General features: G+C 67.4%; 17 protein-coding genes. 13 read left to right on the top strand and 4 right to left on the bottom strand.

All coding sequences use genetic code 11. The features are described 5' to 3' along the window. The first annotated feature begins 2 nt into the window (after positions 1-2). From ACV229_RS31930 to ACV229_RS31915, 4 genes are all read left to right on the top strand, one after another. Complete coding sequence (locus ACV229_RS31930; protein WP_448087075.1) at positions 3-1,304, top strand: protoporphyrinogen/coproporphyrinogen oxidase; 1,302 nt, start codon at positions 3-5, stop codon at positions 1,302-1,304. A 94-nt stretch (positions 1,305-1,398) separates the two neighbouring features. After that, a complete protein-coding gene (locus ACV229_RS31925) occupies positions 1,399-2,187 on the top strand; it encodes a hypothetical protein (protein WP_448087074.1) in 789 nt (262 codons plus the stop codon). A 21-nt stretch (positions 2,188-2,208) separates the two neighbouring features. Further along, positions 2,209-2,829 (top strand): cytochrome c oxidase subunit 3, encoded by a 621-nt coding sequence (locus ACV229_RS31920; protein WP_448087073.1) that lies wholly within the window; start codon positions 2,209-2,211, stop codon positions 2,827-2,829. Beyond that, a complete protein-coding gene (locus tag ACV229_RS31915) occupies positions 2,826-3,116 on the top strand; it encodes a cytochrome C oxidase subunit IV family protein (protein WP_448087072.1) in 291 nt (96 codons plus the stop codon). The genes ACV229_RS31920 and ACV229_RS31915 overlap by 4 nt, the downstream gene beginning before the upstream one ends. A gap of 182 nt (positions 3,117-3,298) precedes the next feature. On the opposite strand, the gene ACV229_RS31910 is transcribed toward ACV229_RS31915, so the two are convergent. Both ACV229_RS31910 and ACV229_RS31905 read right to left on the bottom strand, forming a co-directional pair. Beyond that, entirely contained in the window at positions 3,299-4,156 is an 858-nt protein-coding gene (locus ACV229_RS31910) for a DUF2071 domain-containing protein (protein ID WP_448087071.1), read from the bottom strand. Between the two features lie 80 nt (positions 4,157-4,236). After that, the gene (locus ACV229_RS31905) at positions 4,237-5,298 is read right to left on the bottom strand and encodes an AraC family transcriptional regulator (RefSeq protein WP_448087138.1); all 1,062 of its coding nucleotides are present in this window, start codon (positions 5,296-5,298) and stop codon (positions 4,237-4,239) included. A 150-nt stretch (positions 5,299-5,448) separates the two neighbouring features. Here ACV229_RS31905 and ACV229_RS31900 point away from each other — a divergent pair, with 150 nt between their 5' ends. From ACV229_RS31900 to lpdA, 7 genes are all read left to right on the top strand, one after another. Next, positions 5,449-7,116, top strand: a complete 1,668-nt coding sequence (locus tag ACV229_RS31900) for an acyl-CoA synthetase (RefSeq protein WP_448087070.1) — start codon at positions 5,449-5,451, stop codon at positions 7,114-7,116. Between the two features lie 14 nt (positions 7,117-7,130). Continuing rightward, a complete protein-coding gene (locus tag ACV229_RS31895; protein ID WP_448087069.1) occupies positions 7,131-7,898 on the top strand; it encodes a 3-hydroxyacyl-CoA dehydrogenase in 768 nt (255 codons plus the stop codon). Positions 7,899-7,917: 19 nt separating this feature from the next. Beyond that, on the top strand, positions 7,918-9,108 hold the full coding sequence (locus tag ACV229_RS31890) for an acetyl-CoA C-acetyltransferase (RefSeq protein ID WP_448087068.1): 1,191 nt from the start codon (positions 7,918-7,920) through the stop codon (positions 9,106-9,108). A gap of 470 nt (positions 9,109-9,578) precedes the next feature. Next, complete coding sequence (locus ACV229_RS31885) at positions 9,579-10,811, top strand: thiamine pyrophosphate-dependent enzyme (protein WP_448087067.1); 1,233 nt, start codon at positions 9,579-9,581, stop codon at positions 10,809-10,811. A 2-nt stretch (positions 10,812-10,813) separates the two neighbouring features. Then, positions 10,814-11,857 carry an alpha-ketoacid dehydrogenase subunit beta gene (locus ACV229_RS31880; RefSeq protein ID WP_448087137.1) on the top strand — a complete coding sequence of 348 codons (1,044 nt, stop codon included), beginning with the start codon at positions 10,814-10,816 and terminating at the stop codon, positions 11,855-11,857. Between the two features lies 1 nt (position 11,858). Beyond that, on the top strand, positions 11,859-13,190 hold the full coding sequence (locus tag ACV229_RS31875; protein WP_448087066.1) for a dihydrolipoamide acetyltransferase family protein: 1,332 nt from the start codon (positions 11,859-11,861) through the stop codon (positions 13,188-13,190). A gap of 5 nt (positions 13,191-13,195) precedes the next feature. Then, complete coding sequence (gene lpdA / locus ACV229_RS31870; RefSeq protein ID WP_448087065.1) at positions 13,196-14,587, top strand: dihydrolipoyl dehydrogenase; 1,392 nt, start codon at positions 13,196-13,198, stop codon at positions 14,585-14,587. A 71-nt stretch (positions 14,588-14,658) separates the two neighbouring features. Here the strand turns inward: lpdA and ACV229_RS31865 are convergent, their stop codons facing one another. Beyond that, entirely contained in the window at positions 14,659-15,954 is a 1,296-nt protein-coding gene (locus ACV229_RS31865) for a citrate/2-methylcitrate synthase (protein ID WP_448087136.1), read from the bottom strand. Between the two features lie 100 nt (positions 15,955-16,054). Between ACV229_RS31865 and ACV229_RS31860 the strand changes: the two genes are divergently transcribed. Both ACV229_RS31860 and ACV229_RS31855 read left to right on the top strand, forming a co-directional pair. Further along, the gene (locus tag ACV229_RS31860) at positions 16,055-17,506 is read left to right on the top strand and encodes a CoA transferase (protein ID WP_448087064.1); all 1,452 of its coding nucleotides are present in this window, start codon (positions 16,055-16,057) and stop codon (positions 17,504-17,506) included. A gap of 1 nt (position 17,507) precedes the next feature. After that, complete coding sequence (locus ACV229_RS31855; protein ID WP_448087063.1) at positions 17,508-17,660, top strand: hypothetical protein; 153 nt, start codon at positions 17,508-17,510, stop codon at positions 17,658-17,660. On the opposite strand, the gene ACV229_RS31850 is transcribed toward ACV229_RS31855, so the two are convergent. Further along, positions 17,632-17,958, bottom strand: coding sequence for an antibiotic biosynthesis monooxygenase family protein (locus ACV229_RS31850; RefSeq protein WP_448087062.1), 327 nt, complete (start codon positions 17,956-17,958; stop codon positions 17,632-17,634). The genes ACV229_RS31855 and ACV229_RS31850 overlap by 29 nt on opposite strands. Positions 17,959-18,057 lie beyond the last annotated feature (99 nt).

Below are 18,057 nucleotides of genomic sequence, written 5' to 3'. Positions count from 1 at the left end.
TCGTGAAGGTTGCTGTCATTGGTGCCGGCCCGGCCGGCTGTACCGCCGCATACACGTTGCGCAAGCACGGGCATGAAGTCTTGTTGTTCGAAAGCCAGGACCATGCAGGCGGGCGAACGAGCCAGGTTCATCGCGACGGGTTCAATCTTGGTTCCGGCGCGTTGTTCCTCATGGGCGGAATCTATCCGCGGACCAATGCGATCCTGAAGGAACTGGGCCGCCACAAAGACCTGGTTGCCTGGGACGCCAAGACGCATGTCGTCGACTGGGACAGGCAGCGCTATACCGTGGACTTCGATCAGGTATTGAGCTTTCTGAAGCTACCGGTCTTCAGTGTTCTCGACAAGCTCCGGATCGCTGCAGGCGTCGTTGGCCAACTGCTCTCGTCCGGTCCGAAATCCTGCTTTGACGGTGCGGAACTCGCAAAGCATGACAAGGGCGAACATCTGGAGAGCTGGTCCATGCGAGTTCTCGGGAAGAAGGGGCACAACTACATTACCGTGCCATACATGGGGTTCCTGTATGCGGTGCCGATGAACTGGCTTTCGACGTCCCTCTATCAGGCAATCATTCAGCAATTCTACAAACTCTCGCTGCAGGTTCCTCCCAAGGGCATGGGCCAGATTTGCGACTGGCTCATTGAAGGCTCGCCGGGTCTCGATCTTCGACTGTCGAGCCCGGTGACGGGCGTGGCGAAGCATGACAGCGGCTACACGGTCGTCGCGAATGACGAACCGCACACCGTGGACGCAATTGTCCTCGCGTCGGAACCCGGCGTGTCGGCCGATTTGCTCGAGGGAATCGTATCGGAGCAGTCGACCAGAAAGCTCCGGGAGTGCCTGTACTCCGAATACGCACATGTTCAGGTTTGTTACGCAAGGAATCCATGGCCGAACTTCCCTGTGAGCGTTGCGCTACCCGCCAACGACCTTCGGAACTGGGGGGCTTGCGTTCTGCAGAGCAGGAGGCATCCCGATGCGGTTCCGCCTGGGGGAGAAGCCGTAGGCGTTTACTTCTATACGCCTCCGCTGGAACACATGACAGATGAGGACATCAAGCGCGAGGCGGTGGTCGCGGTAACGGAGGTCTTTGGCGCGGCGCCGGAGCCGACATTCGTGCACTTGTTCCGTTATAAGCGGGGGCTCTCTATCGCGGGTCCCGGACACTACGCGATGCTGAACGCGTTGCATGGCGAAATGCCGAAGGGCATTTTCCTGGCGGGTGACTACTTCGCGCACGCGGGCGTCGAAGCGGCCGTATTCAGCGGTGAATTGGCGGCGAATCGCCTGATGGGGCGAGCGTAAGCGCTTTGCGCTTGCCGAAGTAGACATGCCTGTCAGTCGCGATGGGCGGATTTTCAGTGTCAGGAACACGCAACCAAGGTAAAGGAGATAGATGATGAATTCGACGATTTGTAATCCTTCATATTTCAAATACTGGCGGATCTGTGCAGTGTGCGGGCCAATTTTTCTTGCCGCTTTCCTGTTGTGTTGGGGCATGCTCGGCTACAACATTCCACCGATTCCGGCTGACCAGACCCCCGATCAGATGGCGGATTTCTTCCGTCACCACTACAACGAAGTCCGCGCCGGCATGGCCGGCGCGATGCTGTTCGGCGTGCTCTATTTGCCCTGGACCTTGTCCATCACCAAGGTCATGGAGCTGATCAATCCGCAGGAAAACGACATTCTTTCGACCTTGCAGATGTGGGGTGGCGGTCTGACGGTCGTGCCGCTCGTGACATCATCCGTGTTCTGGTTGACCGGCGCATATCGCCCGGATGTGCTTTCGCCGGTAACGCTGCAAATGCTCTATGACATGGGCTGGCTGTTGATCGATATGTTCTATGCGATTACCACCATTCCGATGGTTGCGATCGGCATCTCGGGATTGACGGACCAGCGCGCGAAACCGCTGTTTCCGCGTTGGGCCTGCTGGTATTCGATCTGGGCTGGCCTCAGCTTTCTCTTCGAGCTGATGATGCCATTCTTCAAGATCGGTCTTTTTGCTCGCCAGGGCTGGCTGAACTTCTGGGTCGAATTCCTGGTTTGGTTCGCCTACATCCTGTTGATCTCGTTTTACGTCTTCAAGGCCGTGCCTCGGCTCGAGCGGGAACGTGCCGATCGGTTGAGTCTCGCGAGCAGCACCGCGCCTCGGCCCGTCGGCACGCGTCTGTCGAATGCGTGATCCTCGAGCCTGCGAGTTGCCATGACCCATTTCGCTTCCCCAGCGTCGACTGACAGGCCGGGAGGAACTTCCCGGCGAAGTGCTCGTGCCGCGTCGGTTCCCGGCGTCCTGTTCTTCATCATCGCGGATCTCGTGATCTTTGGTGTGCTCTTCGTGGCCTTCATGATCGAGCGGAGCGGGCAGCTGAAACTGTTCGATTTCTCGTCTCAACGTCTGAATATCGAACTCGGGCTGCTGAATACCTTGATTCTGATGACGAGCGGCATGTTCGTGGTATTTGCGGTCGATGCGGCACGGCGCGCGCGAAAAGATCACGTTCGACGTTGGTTGCTGTTGTCGATGTTGATCGGCGCCGGTTTCGGTGTTGTCAAGCTCACCGAATACGCCGACAAGTTTGCCCACGGCATCAGCATGCTGACCAACGATTTCTTCATGTTCTACTTCGTGTTGACGGGGGCGCACTTCATTCACTTTATCGCCGGCATGACCATTCTCGGCACGCTGTGGTTCCGGGCCGGCCCGGAGCCGGTGCATGAAGGAGCGTTGTTTGCGTGGATCGAATCAGGCGCGCTGTATTGGCATATGGTCGACCTGCTCTGGATCGTCATTTTCCCGATGCTCTATTTGATGGGGGCGCGATGACCACCAACGCGCATACGACGGTAGCCCGTGCGTTGATCGTGTGGCTGTTTCTGGTGACGGCGACACTGTGCAGCGGCCTGCTGGCGGAGCATCGCATTGTGTCGGGCGGCGCCGTGACGGTTGCCGGCATCATGCTGATCGCGGCGATCAAAGGGCGGGCGGTGATACTGCACTTCATGGAGATCAAGACGGTACCGTTGCCGTGGCGTGTCGCCTTCGAGTCATGGATATGGGTGGTATGCGGCTTGATCGTCGCGATCTGGGTCTTCGGCGAAGCTGGGGGGTGAAGCGCTGTCCGTTGAGCCAGCGAATGTCTGGTCGACGCGGATTGCGGCCGTCTTCTCGTGTTGACGACGGATGGCCGTTATCCGCGTCGACCGCGCAGGCGTCGGCGATCGGCGCGCGGGTCCACGCGAGCGCGTTCACAGTGCGCGACTGTGTCGGGCGGCGCCGGCGGGACAAGCGGACGCTAAAGCAACCGCTCCCACAGCACCCGAAACGCAACACCCGGCACGACGAAGCAGAACGGCGTACCGACCGCGCCGATCCGCTGCAGGAATTCGCCGCCGACTGCCGGTTCCGTCAGCCTGAGCGCTTCCACCGCATCGACGTCGATCGGCAGGTCGATGCCGGCATGCGCGAGGCCGTCGCAATCCTCGACGTGCGCGAGCGCACTGTGCTGCAGGCTCAGGAAGCTCACCGCGCTGCGCCATGAATCGAAAAACGGCGCGAGCTCGGCCGGCAGCCCACGTTCCGACGTCTTCTCGGCGACGCAGCGAAAATCCGGCGCGCTGCCGTCCCCACCCGACAGCAGCGTGCTGAACCGTCCGTTGCGTGCATCGTGCTCGAAGCGCTTCGCGAGATGCGACGGCAACGCGTCGCTGAATAGCCGGCTGCCGATCGCATACAGCGGATGGTCGAAGACGTTCTTCACGAACAGCACGGTCTGTTCGGCCGGAACCTGCCCGGGAAGCATGTCGACGTAAAGCCGCCAGTTGCTTTGCAGCGGCGACGGAAACACACGGCGCAGCGGGCCGGCCGCGCACGGGCCGAAGTGGCGATGCGCGTAGGTCAGGATCGTGAACAGCGTCTTGCCGTTGCGCGCGGCGAGCGCGACGCCGGCCGGCACGAGATGCGCGACGTCCGCAACGTTGACGGCCCACGTGCAGTAAACGACGTCCTGCACGTCGCTCGCCAGTTGCAGGAACGGGAGCCGGGACAGCAGCGCGCGGCGGGTGCGCAGCAACGGCCGGTTTCCGACGATGCGGTTGGCGAGCTTGCCGACGACGCCGACCGACGGATGAATGAATGCGTTGTTATAGGACATGACTGTTCTTGTTGGATTCGAATGTCAGGCTGATGCGGAAACGACGGCATCGGCTTCGACGGCCATGCCCGCACGATACCTCAATCGCAATCGCCATCGTCACCGCGCCTCTGCCGCGCGACGTGTTCGTCGTCCTGCCCGGCGTGGCGACTCAGCCCCGCCTGATCCGCGCGAAACCCGCCCGGCGAATGCCCTGTCCATTTCCGGAACGCGCGATGAAACGCGCTCGGTTCGGAAAACCCCAGCTCGACCGCGATATCGGCCACGCTGCGCGTGCCGTCGCGCAGCAGCGACTGGGCCATCACGCTGCGCATCTCGTCCTTGATCGCCGCGAAGCTCTGCCCTTCGCCGCGCAGGCGCCGCCGCAGCGTTGCGGGCGGCATGTCGAGCTGCGCGGCCAGCGTGTCGAAGCACGGCCACTCCGCCGCGGGCATTGCCTTCAGGTGCGCGCGGATTTTCGCGACCCAGCCCGTGTCGTGCCGATAGCGCACGAGAATATTCGCGGGCGCGCCGCGCAGGAAAGTCTTCAGCGCCTGCTCGGAGCGGATCGTCGGCAGCGCCAGAAAGGCGGCGTCGAACGTCAGCCGGCTGTCGGGCTGGCCGAAATGAACCGGCGCGCCGAAGAAAAGGCTGTAATCGGCGCGATGCTCGGGGCTCGGGCACGCGAAATCGATGCGCCGCAGCGGAATGCGCCGCCCGACGAGCCAGCACGCGAGCCCGAGCAGGATCAGCCAGAACGTGCGGTACGCGAACGCGGGGCGCGGCTCGCCGACATCGGCGAGCACGATCCGCGCTTCGCCGCCGGCCACCTGCAGCCGGCCGTGCGGATGGTCGAGCACCACGCGCAGGAACCTGAGCGAGCGGCGCAGCGCCTGCTCGAGCGTGTCCGTATGCAGCACGGCATGACAGAGCAGCGCGAAGCTGCCGACCCGCATCGGCCGCGCGGCGAGGCCGAAGAACTCGTCGTCCAGCGCCTCCGCCATCGCGAGCCACAGCCGCCCGTATTGCTGGACCGTGACCGGCGCGTCGACGTCGGCGGGCAGCCCGGCCGCGCGCAGCAGCGGCGCGACGTCGACGCCCTGCCGGCGCAGGCTCGCCAGCGCATCCTCGACAAACCCGGGCGCAATCATCTGCCGTTCCATCCCCCAACCTCCCGACATGGCAAATCCGATCAAGATCCTAGTCCCGATTTGTCATTGTTTGCAATGTCGGCGATCACTACCATCGGGTACGGATCTGCCGCGCCAACTCCAACCGACAGGGCGGCAGCGATACAACGGGAGGAGACACCCATGTCAGACCAATCCGTCGCCCGCACGCTGCCGGCTTACGCCGACGCGGCGGCCCGATTCAGCATCGGCACGGCCGCCGCGCAACTGCACGGCGACCTGGCGCGCGGGCTGAACGCGTGCGTCGAATGCTGCGACCGGCACGTGGCGGCCGGCGGGACGGCGCTCGACTGGATCGACGCGAACGGCCGGCACCATGGCTTCAGCTTCGCGCAGATGCAGGCGTTGTCCGCGCGGGTCGCCAACCTCCTCACCGCACAGGGCGTGCGGCCCGGCGACGTGGTCGCCGGCCTGCTGCCGCGCACGCCGGAACTGCTGGCGACCGTGCTCGGCGTCTGGCGCGCGGGCGCCGTCTACCAGCCGCTGTTCACCGCGTTCGGACCGAAGGCGATCGAGCACCGGCTGCGCATGAGCGAAGCGAAACTCGTCGTGACCAACCTGGCGAACCGGGCCAAGCTCGACGACGTCGCGTATTGCCCGCCGGTGGCGACGGTGCGCGAGCGGGGCACGCTGCTGCCTGCCGGCGACATCGATTTCCGCGCGGCGCTCGACGCGCAGCCCGACACGTTCGAGCCCGTGCCGCGCAAGGCAACGGACCTGTTCATGATGATGTCGACGTCGGGCACGACCGGGCTGCCGAAGGGCGTGCCGGTGCCGCTCCACGCGCTGCTCGCGTTCGGCGCGTACCTGCGCGACGCGGTGGACCTGCGTCCCGACGACCGCTTCTGGAACATCGCCGACCCGGGCTGGGCGTACGGCCTCTATTACGCGATCACCGGGCCGCTGCTGCTCGGCCACGCGACGACGCTGTACGAAGGCAGCTTCACGGTCGAAGGCACCTACGACGTGATCGAGCGGCTCGGCATCACCAATCTCGCAGGCTCGCCGACGGCCTACCGGCTGCTGATGGCGGCCGGATCCGGGCCGGCCAGCCGCATCAAGGGCAAGCTGCGCGTCGTCAGCAGCGCGGGCGAACCGCTGAATCCGGAAGTGATCCGCTGGTTCGACACCGAGCTCGGCGCGCCGATTCACGACCACTACGGGCAAACGGAAACCGGCATGGTCGTGAACAACCATCACGGGCTCGCGCACCCGGTCCATCCGGGCTCGGCGGGCCTCGCGATGCCCGGCTACCGCGTGGCGGTGCTCGACGACGCGGGCCGCGAACTCGGGCCGAACCAGCCGGGCGTGCTCGCCGTCGACATCGCCCGATCGCCGCTGCTGTGGTTCTCGGGCTACTGGCAGCAGGAAACGCCCGCGATCGGCGGCGGCTACTACCGCACCGGCGACACCGTCGAACTCGAGCCGGACGGCAGCATCAGCTTCATCGGCCGCGCGGACGACGTGATCACGTCGGCCGGCTACCGGATCGGCCCGTTTGACGTCGAAAGCGCGCTGATCGAGCATCCGGCGGTGATGGAGGCGGCCGTCATCGGCGTACCCGATCCCGAGCGGACCGAGATCGTCAAGGCGTACGTCGTGCTGTCGGCGGGCCATGCGGGCTCGCCGGCGCTCGCCGACGAATTGAGCCTGCACGTGAAGAAACGCTTGTCCGCGCATGCGTATCCGCGCGCGGTCGAATTCGTCGACGCGCTGCCGAAGACGCCGAGCGGCAAGATCCAGCGCTTCGTGTTGCGCAAGATGGCGGTTGAACAAAGCACCAATTCCTGAATGGAGCAGAACGGATGAACATCGATAACCGGGTATTTGTCGTCACGGGTGCGGGCTCGGGCCTCGGCGCCGCGGTCGCGCGCATGGTCGTCGCGCAAGGCGGCCGGGCCATGCTGCTAGACATCAACGCGGACGCCGTGGCCGGCGTCGCGCGCGAACTCGGCACGGCGGCGCGCTTTGCGGCGGCCGACGTGACGAGCGAGGCGGACGGGCAGGCCGCGATCGCGGCCACGCTCGACGCGTTCGGGCGAATCGACGGACTCGTGAACTGCGCGGGCGTCGCGCCGGGCGAAAAGGTCGTCGGACGCGACGGGCCGCACCGCCTCGACAGCTTCGCGCGCGCGGTGTCGATCAACCTCGTCGGCACGTTCAACATGATGCGGCTCGCGGCCGACGCGATGTCGAAGCAGGAAGCCGATGCCGGCGGCGAACGCGGCGTGATCGTCAACACGGCGTCGGTCGCCGCGTTCGACGGGCAGATCGGGCAGGCCGCCTATGCGGCGTCGAAGGCCGGCGTGGCCGGGATGACGCTGCCGGTGGCGCGCGAGCTCGCGCGCTTCGGCATCCGCGTCGTGACGATCGCGCCGGGCATCTTCGAGACGCCGATGCTGACCGGGATGCCGCAGGAGGTGCAGGACTCGCTGGGCAAGAGCGTGCCGTTCCCGTCCCGTCTCGGGCGGCCCGACGAATTCGCGGCGCTGGTGCGCCATATCGCCGAGAACCCGATGCTGAACGGCGAGGTCATTCGGCTCGACGGCGCGTTGCGCATGGCACCGCGCTGATACTGAAGGAGAGGAAATCATGACGACACAGGATCCGATCGTCATCGTCGGTGCGGCACGCACCCCGATGGGCGGTTTTCAGGGCGAGCTGTCCGCCGTCGCCGCGAGCGACCTCGGCGCGGTGGCGATCCGCGCCGCGCTCGAACGCGCAGGCCTGCCGGCCGAACAGATCGAGGAGATCGTGTTCGGCTGCGTGCTGCCGGCGGGGCAGGGGCAGGCCCCGGCCCGCCAGGCGGCGCTGAAGGCGGGGCTGCCGCTGGCTGCGGGCGCGACCACGATCAACAAGATGTGCGGCTCGGGCATGAAGGCCGCGATGCTCGCGCACGACCTGCTGGTCGCGGGCACCGCGAACGCGATGGTCGCGGGCGGCATGGAGAGCATGAGCAACGCGCCCTACCTGCTGCCGAAGGCGCGCGGCGGCTACCGGATGGGGCATGGCCAGGTGCTCGACCACATGTTCCTCGACGGCCTCGAAGACGCCTACGACAAAGGCCGCCTGATGGGCACGTTCGCCGAGGATTGCGCGCAATCCTACGGCTTCACGCGCGAAGCGCAGGATGCGTTCGCGATCGCGTCGCTCACGCGTGCGCAGAAGGCGATCGCGGAAGGCCGCTTCGCTGCCGAGGTGGCGCCGGTGCGCGTGAGCGCGGGCAAGACGGAAACGCTGGTGAGCATCGACGAACAGCCGGGCAAGGCGAAGCTCGACAAGATCCCGACGCTCAAGCCGGCGTTCCGGGAAGGCGGCACGGTGACGGCCGCGAACTCGTCGTCGATCTCGGACGGGGCAGCGGCGCTCGTGATGATGCGCCGCTCGGAAGCCGAAAAGCGCGGCCTCGCGCCGAAGGCCGTGATCGTCGGACACGCGACGCATGCGGACAAGCCGAGCCTGTTCGCGACGGCGCCGGTCGGCGCGCTGCGCAAGCTATCCGAGAAGACCGGCTGGCGGCTTGGCGACGTCGACCTGTTCGAGATCAACGAAGCGTTCGCGGTGGTCGCGATGGCGGCGATGCATGATCTCGACCTGCCGCACGACAAGGTCAACGTGCATGGCGGCGCATGCGCGCTGGGCCACCCGATCGGCGCGTCGGGCGCGCGCGTGATGGTCACGCTGCTCGCGGCGCTCGAGACATACGGCCTCAAGCGCGGCGTGGCGTCGCTGTGCATCGGCGGCGGCGAAGCGACCGCGATCGCGATCGAACGGATCGCGTGATGCGGTAGCGCGGATCCGGGGCGTCCGATTTCGTCCGGATCCGCGAGGTCATTGAAGGCGCAGTGGTGCATGAGCGTGGCCGGATGGCTGCGCTCGTGCCGTTCAACCTTGCCGGCGACGTCGGCGGCGGCTCGCTGCGTCTTGTGTCGGCCGGAAGCAAACATGTAGTTATCCGAAGTGTTCGGGACGCTTGCGCGTGACGAATGGTGCGTGCGTCCGTCATCGGGGGCGCGCCCGCCCCCTCGCCACCACGGCATGGCAAATATGCTCACCGCGATTGAGCGGGTTGGGCATCGACGGCCGGCCCGACATTGCTTAGCTTTGACGATCTGGCGCGCTTATCCGCGCGCCGGATTCGCGACGCGCTGCAGGCTGATTCGCCCGCGGCGCAGCATGGCGCACGGACCGGCAACCGGCCGCGCGTCCCTCTATATCAGCGTGAGACACAATCGAGCGTGGAGACGACACGAATGAGCCTGTCAGAGCCATTGCGTCTGCATGTGCCGGAGCCGACAGGGCGCCCGGGCTGCAAGACCGACTTTTCCTACCTGCATCTATCGCCGGCCGGTTCCGTCCGGCGCCCCCCGATCGATGTCCCGGCGGCGGATACCGCCGATCTCGCCCGCAGCCTCGTGCGCGTGCTCGACGAGCACGGCGCAGCCGTCGGCCCGTGGGCACCGGACCTCGACGACGCGCAGCTGATCGCCGGGTTGCGGACGATGCTGAAGACCCGCATCTTCGACGCACGGATGCTGATCGCGCAGCGCCAGAAGAAGATCTCCTTCTACATGCTGAGCCTCGGCGAGGAGGCGATCGGCGCCGCGCATGCGATGGCCTTGCAGCACGGCGACATGTGCTTCCCGACCTACCGGCAGCAGAGCATCCTGATCGCGCGCGACGTGCCGCTCGAACGGATGATCTGCCAGCTGATGTCGAACGAAGGCGACCCGCTGAAGGGCCGCCAGCTCCCCGTGATGTATTCGGAACGCGACGCGGGCTTCTTCTCGATCTCCGGCAATCTCGCGACGCAGTTCATCCAGGCTGTCGGCTGGGCGATGGCGTCCGCGATCAAGGGCGATACGCGAATCTCGTCGGCCTGGATCGGCGACGGCGCGACGGCCGAAGCGGATTTCCACACCGCGCTCACGTTCGCGCACGTGTATCGCGCGCCCGTCGTGCTGAATGTCGTCAACAACCAGTGGGCGATCTCGACGTTCCAGGCGATCGCGGGCGGCGAGGGGACGACGTTCGCCGGGCGCGGCGTCGGCTGCGGGATCGCGTCGCTGCGGGTGGACGGCAACGACTTCCTCGCGGTGTATTCCGCGTCGCGCTGGGCGGCCGAGCGCGCGCGCCGCAACCTCGGCCCGACGCTGATCGAATGGGTCACGTACCGCGCCGGCGCGCACTCGACGTCGGACGATCCGTCGAAATACCGGCCGGGCGACGACTGGACGCATTTCCCGCTGGGCGATCCGATCGACCGCTTCAAGCGCCACCTGATCGCGAAGGGCATCTGGTCCGACAGCGCGCACGACGCGCTCGCGGCCGAGCTCGAGGCCGAAGTGATCGCCGCGCAGAAGGCGGCCGAGCAGTACGGCTCGCTCGCCGACGAGCGGATCCCGAGCCCGGCGTCGATGTTCGACGACGTCTACAAGGAACTGCCCGCGCACCTGCGCCGGCAGCGTCAGGAACTGGGAGCGTGATGATGGCAGAACGGGAAGCAACGACGACGGGAACGCAGCCGATGACGATGATTCAGGCGCTGCGCTCCGCGATGGACGTGATGCTCGGGCGCGACGACGACGTCGTCGTGTTCGGCCAGGACGTCGGCTATTTCGGCGGCGTGTTCCGCTGCACCGAGGGGCTGCAGACGAAGTACGGCAAGTCGCGCGTGTTCGACGCGCCGATCTCCGAAGGCGGGATCGTCGGCGCGGCGGTCGGCATGGGCGCGTACGGGCTGCGGCCGGTGTGCGAGATCCAGTTCGCCGACTACTTCTACCCGGCGTCGGACCAGATCGTGTCGGAAGGCGCGCGGCTGCGCTACCGGTCCGCCGGGCAGTTCACCGCACCGCTGACGATCCGGATGCCGTGCGGCGGCGGGATCTACGGCGGCCAGACGCACAGCCAGAGCCCGGAGGCGATGTTCACGCAGGTGTGCGGGCTGCGCACGGTGATGCCGTCGAATCCGTACGATGCGAAGGGGCTGCTGATCGCGGCCATCGAGAACGACGATCCGGTGATCTTCCTGGAGCCGAAGCGGCTCTACAACGGGCCGTTCGACGGCCATCACGAGCGGCCCGTCACGCCGTGGCAGAAACATCCGGCGAGCGCGGTGCCCGAGGGCTACTACACCGTGCCGCTCGACTCGGCGGCCATCGTGCGCCCGGGCAACGACGTGACGGTGCTGACTTACGGCACGACGGTTCACGTGTCGCTCGCGGCGGCGGCGGAGACCGGCATCGACGCCGAGGTGATCGACCTGCGCACGCTGTGGCCGCTGGATCTCGACACGGTCGTCGCGTCGGTGCGCAAGACCGGGCGCTGCGTCGTGGTCCACGAGGCGACCCGCACCTGCGGCTACGGCGCGGAGCTCGTGTCGCTCGTGCAGGAGCATTGCTTCTATCACCTGGAGGCGCCGGTCGAACGCACGACCGGCTGGGACACGCCGTATCCGCATGCGCAGGAGTGGGCGTATTTCCCCGGCCCGGGCCGGGTCGGCGATGCATTGCGGCGAGTCATGGAGGCCTGACATGGGTGTACACGTCATCAAGATGCCGGATATCGGCGAAGGAATCGCCGAGGTCGAGCTGGTGGCCTGGCATGTGGAAGTCGGGCAGACGATCGCGGAGGACCAGCCGCTCGCCGATGTGATGACCGACAAGGCGGCGGTCGAGATTCCGTCGCCCGTCACCGGCAAGGTGATCGCGCTCGGCGGCAGGATCGGCGAGTCGATGGCGGTCGGCAGCGAGCTGATCCGCCTCGAGGTCGAAGGCGACGGCAACCTGAAACCCGGCGCCGACGCGCACGCGAACGAGCCGAAGCAGGCTGTCGCTGCGCCGGCAGCGATGCCGGTCGAGGCACCCGTCGCCGCGCAGGTCGAGGCGCCGGCGCACCGGCCGGCCGGCGCGGACCGTCGTGCGAGCGCCGCACACGCTGCGCCGCGACGGGCCGAGCACGCGGCGCAGCCGCGCGTCGCGCTCGCGCCGGGCGAACGGCCGCTCGCTTCGCCGGCGGTGCGCCAACGCGCGTGGGACATGGGCGTCGAGCTGCGCTACGTGCGCGGCACGGGCGACGCCGGCCGCATCCTGCACGACGATCTCGATGCCTACGTGCAGGCGGGCGGCCCGGCCGGCGTAGCGGCCGCGCACGGCTATGCGCAGCGGACCGACGAGACCGAGGTGCCGGTGATCGGCTTGCGCCGCGCGATCGCGCGCAAGATGCAGGAAGCGAAGCGGCGCATCCCGCACTTCAGCTATGTCGAGGAAGTCGATGTCACCGAGCTCGAGACGCTGCGCGCGGAGCTGAACCGTCGCTACGGCGAATCGCGCGGCCGGCTCACGGTGCTGCCGCTGCTGATCCGCGCGATGGTGATCGCGCTGCGCGATTTCCCGCAGATCAACGCGCGCTACGACGACGAGGCGGGCGTCGTGACCCGCTACGGCGCGGTGCACATGGGCGTCGCGACGCAGACCGACGCGGGCCTCACCGTGCCCGTGCTGCGTCACGCGGAGGCGCGCGATGTGTGGTCGATCTCGGCCGAGATCGCGCGGCTCGCCGACGCGGTGCGCGCAAACCGTGCGCAGCGCGACGAGCTCGTCGGTTCGACGATCACGATCTCGAGCCTCGGTCCGCTCGGCGGCATCGTGTCGACGCCGGTCATCAACCATCCGGAAGTCGGCATCGTCGGCGTGAACCGCATCGTCGAGCGGCCGGCGTTCCGCGATGGCGTGATCGTCGCGCGCAAGCTGATGAACCTGTCGTCGTCGTTCGATCACCGCGTCGTCGACGGCATGGACGCAGCCGAATTCATCCAGGCGGTGCGCGGGCTGCTCGAGCGCCCGGCCCTGCTGTTCGTGGAGTGAGCACAATGCAGAACCTGAATACGACCTTGCTCGTGATCGGCGGCGGCCCGGGCGGCTATGTCGCGGCGATCCGCGCGGGGCAGCTCGGCATTCCGACGATGCTCGTCGAGCGCGATCGGCTCGGCGGCACCTGCCTGAACATCGGCTGCATTCCGTCGAAGGCGCTGATCCATGTCGCCGACGCATTCGAGCAGGCGCGCGAACAGGCCGGCGAGGCGGCACTCGGCATCCGCGTGCGCGCACCGGAGATCGACATTGCGCGCAGCGTCGAATGGAAGGACGGCATCGTCGAGAAGCTGACGCGTGGCGTCGGCGCGCTGCTGAAGAAGCACGGTGTGCGCGTGCTGCATGGCGACGCGCGCGTGATCGACGGCAAGACGGTCGAGGTCGTCGCGGGCGGCGAAACGACGCGGATCGGCTGCGAGCATCTGCTGCTCGCGACGGGCTCCGAGCCCGTCGCGCTGCCGTCGATGCCGTTCGGTGGCCATGTCGTGTCGTCGACCGAGGCGCTGTCGCCCGCCACGCTGCCGAAGCGGCTGGTCGTCGTCGGCGCCGGCTACATCGGCCTCGAGCTCGGCACCGTCTATCGCAAGCTCGGCGTCGACGTCAGCGTCGTCGAAGCGGCGGACCGCGTGCTGCCCGCGTACGACGCCGAACTCGTCAAGCCGGTAGCCGATTCGCTGCTGCGGCAGGGCGTCAGGCTGTTGCTCGGCCACAAGGTGCTCGGCCTCGCAGGCGACGGCGCGGTGCGCGTGCAGGCGCAGGACGGCACCGAGCGGACGCTGACGGCCGATCGCGTGCTGGTCGCGGTCGGCCGCCGGCCACGCGTCGACGGCTTCGGTCTCGAGACGCTGCCGCTCGAGCGCGCGGGCCGCGCGCTGCGCATCGACGATGAATGCCGGACGTCGATGCGCGGCGTGTGGGCGATCGGCGACGTCGCGGGCGAACCGATGCTCGCGCATCGCGCGATGGCGCAGGGCGAGATGGTCGCGGAGCTGATTGCCGGCCGGCGCCGGCGGTTCATGCCCGCGGCGATACCCGCCGTGTGCTTCACCGACCCGGAGATCGTGACGGCGGGCTGGTCGCCCGACGACGCGCGCTCGGCCGGCGTCGACTGCCTGAGCGCGTCGTTCCCGTTTGCCGCGAACGGCCGCGCGATGACGCTGCAGGCGACGGAGGGTTTCGTACGCGTGGTCGCGCGGCGGGACACCCACCTGATCGTCGGCTGGCAGGCGGTCGGACGCGGCGTGTCGGAACTGGCCGCGGCGTTCTCGCAATCGCTCGAGATGGGCGCGCGGCTCGAAGACGTCGGCGGTACGATCCACGCGCATCCGACGCTCGGCGAAGCGGTGCAGGAGGCGGCGCTGCGCGCGCTGGGCCACGCGCTGCACATCTGAGCGCCAGACCGCCAAGCGGGCACCGGATATGCGATCTGCGGCGTCTGGCACATCGACGAGGTTGCGCTCGCCTAACGCGCCTTGAAGAGCGCGGCGAGCACGTCTTCGGCGGGAATCGCGCCGTGCGTCGACGGACGTTTCCTTCGTGACCTGTTCGTGCCGGAGCGCGCAGCTTCCACGCCGGTTTCATCCGGCCGCGCACCCGTATAGATCGCGCGTGGCCGGATGAGTGCCGGGTCTTGACGTTGCTCCAGTGCATGCGCGATCCACCCGACCGTGCGGCCGAGCGCGAACAGCCCGAACGCGGCGCCCACCGGAAGCCGCAGATGCCGGCGCACCGCGACGAGCGCGAAGTCCACGGACGGCTGTTGCCCGACGAGCGAAGCCCCCAGGTCGATGATGTGCCGCCATTTCGGGTGGCTCGGCAGGACGCGCGCCAGCAGCGCGATCGCCCGTACGTCGCCATCGGGGTAGAGCGGGTGTCCGAACCCGGGCAGGTCGTCGCCGCGAGACAGGCGCTCGCGCATCCTGCGTTCGATGTCGTCGTCGCCGAGTTCGTCCCAGAGCGCTTCGCCGCGCGCGGTGGTCGCGCCGTGCCGCCCGCCCGTCAACCCCGCGAGCCCGCCGATGACGGCCGCGCGCAGGCTCGCGCCGGTCGATGCGATGCAGCGGGCCGTGAAGCTCGACGCGTTCAATTCGTGATCCGCGCAGAGCACGAGCGCCATCCGGATCAATTCGGCGCCGCGTTTGTCGACACCCCATGCGCGCGCACATTGCAGATGGATCGGCGCCGTATCGGGCCGTGTGCCGAGCAGGCACGCAGCCATGATCCCGACGAGATCCGCACAGCCCTGCGCCTGCCGTTGTGCGGATTGCTGCCAGATCGCCGTCGGCGCATCCTCGCTCGCGACGGTGAAGCGTAGCAGTAAGGATTCCTCTGCACGTCGGCCATCATAGCGCTTCAACAGCGCGGGCATCGCGGCGGATGACGGCGGCGCGCGATCGCCGAACGCGGCATGTTCATCGCACTGCCACAGCAGCGCCGCGACGGTTTCGACGCTCGCGGTCGCCGCGAGATCCAGCGCGTCGACACCGCGATAGGACAGCCGGCCGCCTTCGATCAACGTGATCGACGACTCGAGGACGGGCGTGCCCCAGTCGAGCGCCGCCCGTGCGACTTCCTTCGGCTTGCGGCCTCGTGCGCGCTGGTTGGCGAGACGCTCGACGTCGCTTGCGAGATAGCGGCTTTCGCGCTGGCCGCCTTTGCTGTCGGCGCGCAGCAGGCCTCGGCTGACGTACGCGTACAGCGTCTGACGCGACACGCCGAGGCGCTCCGCTGCTTCGGTCGAGTTCAGGTAGTTCGGCACCGTGCGCACCGGTCGATCGATGGGTTGACCAGAATAATCAACGTTGACAATTAAAGCGAGCAAAACGATCTTTGATGTACGCAACCGACCCGAGGCCATCATGTACGCCGACGAACAGACCCAAACGACGCTCGCCGACAACGGCGATCCGGTATTCCGTTTCATGTCGGAAATCTGGCGTGCCGTGGACGGCGATCCGGACCACCTGCGCGCGATCGAGCTGACAGGTTCCGGCGATCTGGTTTCCGCGTTTCGCGTGTCCGATCTCGCGACAGCGGCCATTGGCGCGGCGGGCGTTGCCGCCGCCGAGCTGCTGTCTGTCGTGACCGGGCGCCTGCCCGAGGTGCGTGTCGATCGGCGTCTGGCGTCGCTCTGGTTCGGCACGTCGTTGCGTCCGCAAGGGTGGACGCTTCCGCCTCAATGGGATCCGATCGCCGGAAACTATCGCGCGCGGGATCGCTGGATCCGGCTGCACACCAACGCGCCGCATCACCGTGACGCTGCGTTGAGCGTGCTCGGCTGCCGCGCAGACGCGCAGTCGGTTGCGGACGCGATTGCGCACTGGGACGCCACTGCGCTCGAAACGGCGATCGTCGAGCGCGGCGGCTGCGCGGCCACGATGCATACGATGCAGGAATGGGCGGCGCACCCTCAAGGGCAGGCCGTCGCGGCCGAGCCGCTGCTCGAGCGCAGGAAGCACACGAACGGGACGGACGTGCCCGACAGCGGCTGGCAACCCGCGCCGGACCGGCCGCTTGCCGGCATTCGCGTGCTCGACCTGACGCGCATTCTCGCGGGGCCGGTCGCGACCCGCTTCCTGGCCGGCCTCGGCGCCGATGTGCTGCGGATCGATCCGTATGGCTGGGAAGAGCCGAACGTCGTGCCGGAAGTCGTGCTGGGCAAGCGCTGCGCGCGGCTGGACCTGAAGCGCGAGGCGGGGCGCTCGACGCTGGCGCAGCTGATGCGCGACGCGGATGTCGTCGTGCACGGCTATCGTCCCGACGCGCTGGCGCGTCTCGGCTTCGACGCCGACAGCAGAAGGGCGCTGAATCCGGGGATCGTGGACGTATCGCTCGATGCGTATGGCTGGCACGGCCCGTGGTGCGGGCGGCGCGGGTTCGACAGCATCGTGCAGATGAGCACAGGCATTGCGGATGCCGGCATGCGTGCGACGGGCAAGGATCATCCGGTGCCGTTGCCGGTCCAGGGCATCGATCATGGAACGGGTTACCTGATGGCCGCGGCGGTCATCCGCGGGTTGACGGAGCGTTTGCGAGATGGCGTCGCCACGACGGCCCGCGCGTCGCTCGCGCGGACCGCGGCATGGCTCGTCTCGAATCCGGGATCGGTGGCGGATTGCGTGCCGCTCGTGCCGGACGGGCCCGCGGACCTTGCCGCGCATACCGAGCAGACTTCGTGGGGGCCGGCGCGCAGGATCGCGCCGCCGTTGCAGATCGACGGGGCGCCGGTCGCGTGGCCATACCCGGCGAGCGCGCTGGGATCGTCGACGGCGCAGTGGCAGTCGTCGGGCAGCAATCAGACAGGAGCGTGAAATGGAGCAGCTAGTCGTCGCGAGCGGCGGCGGGACCGGCATCGGTCTCGCCACCGCGAAATATTTCGCCGCGCAGCGTGCGCAGGGGGGCGTGATCAGCCGTCCGACGTACTGCGACCGGTCGATTACGCAGGCTGGCCGGGATTCCGCCTGACGATCGCGCCATCTCCGTATTCCCGGAGCACCTTCGCGATGACGACCCGGTAGCCGTCCAGCCAGCGTGCCTGCTTCGATTTCGCTTCGAGGTGCGACGGATGCCGGATCAGTTGCATCAGCGCTTCCTCGGATTCCCAGTAATAGATGTTCTGGATCAGCCCGCTGCCGGCGTTCTCCCAGGTTTCCTCGCCGAGATAGCCCGGAATCGCGCGCGCGGCGTCGGCGATCTGCTGGTCGAGACGATGGAATTCATCGTCGTATTGACCGGCCTTGAAAATGAAGGTGGACGAGTACACGGGCGTTCCGCTGGAGGTGACTGGGACAGCACGGAGTGTACGGCATGCGGGGCCGCAATGAGCGGCATGTCGCGTTCGGGAGCCGGACCGCGGCGCGTT

It is taken from the genome of Burkholderia sp. MR1-5-21 (assembly GCF_053427715.1).
Note: the sequence above shows the minus strand (reverse complement) of the source record. Positions and strands in the feature narration are given on the sequence as shown.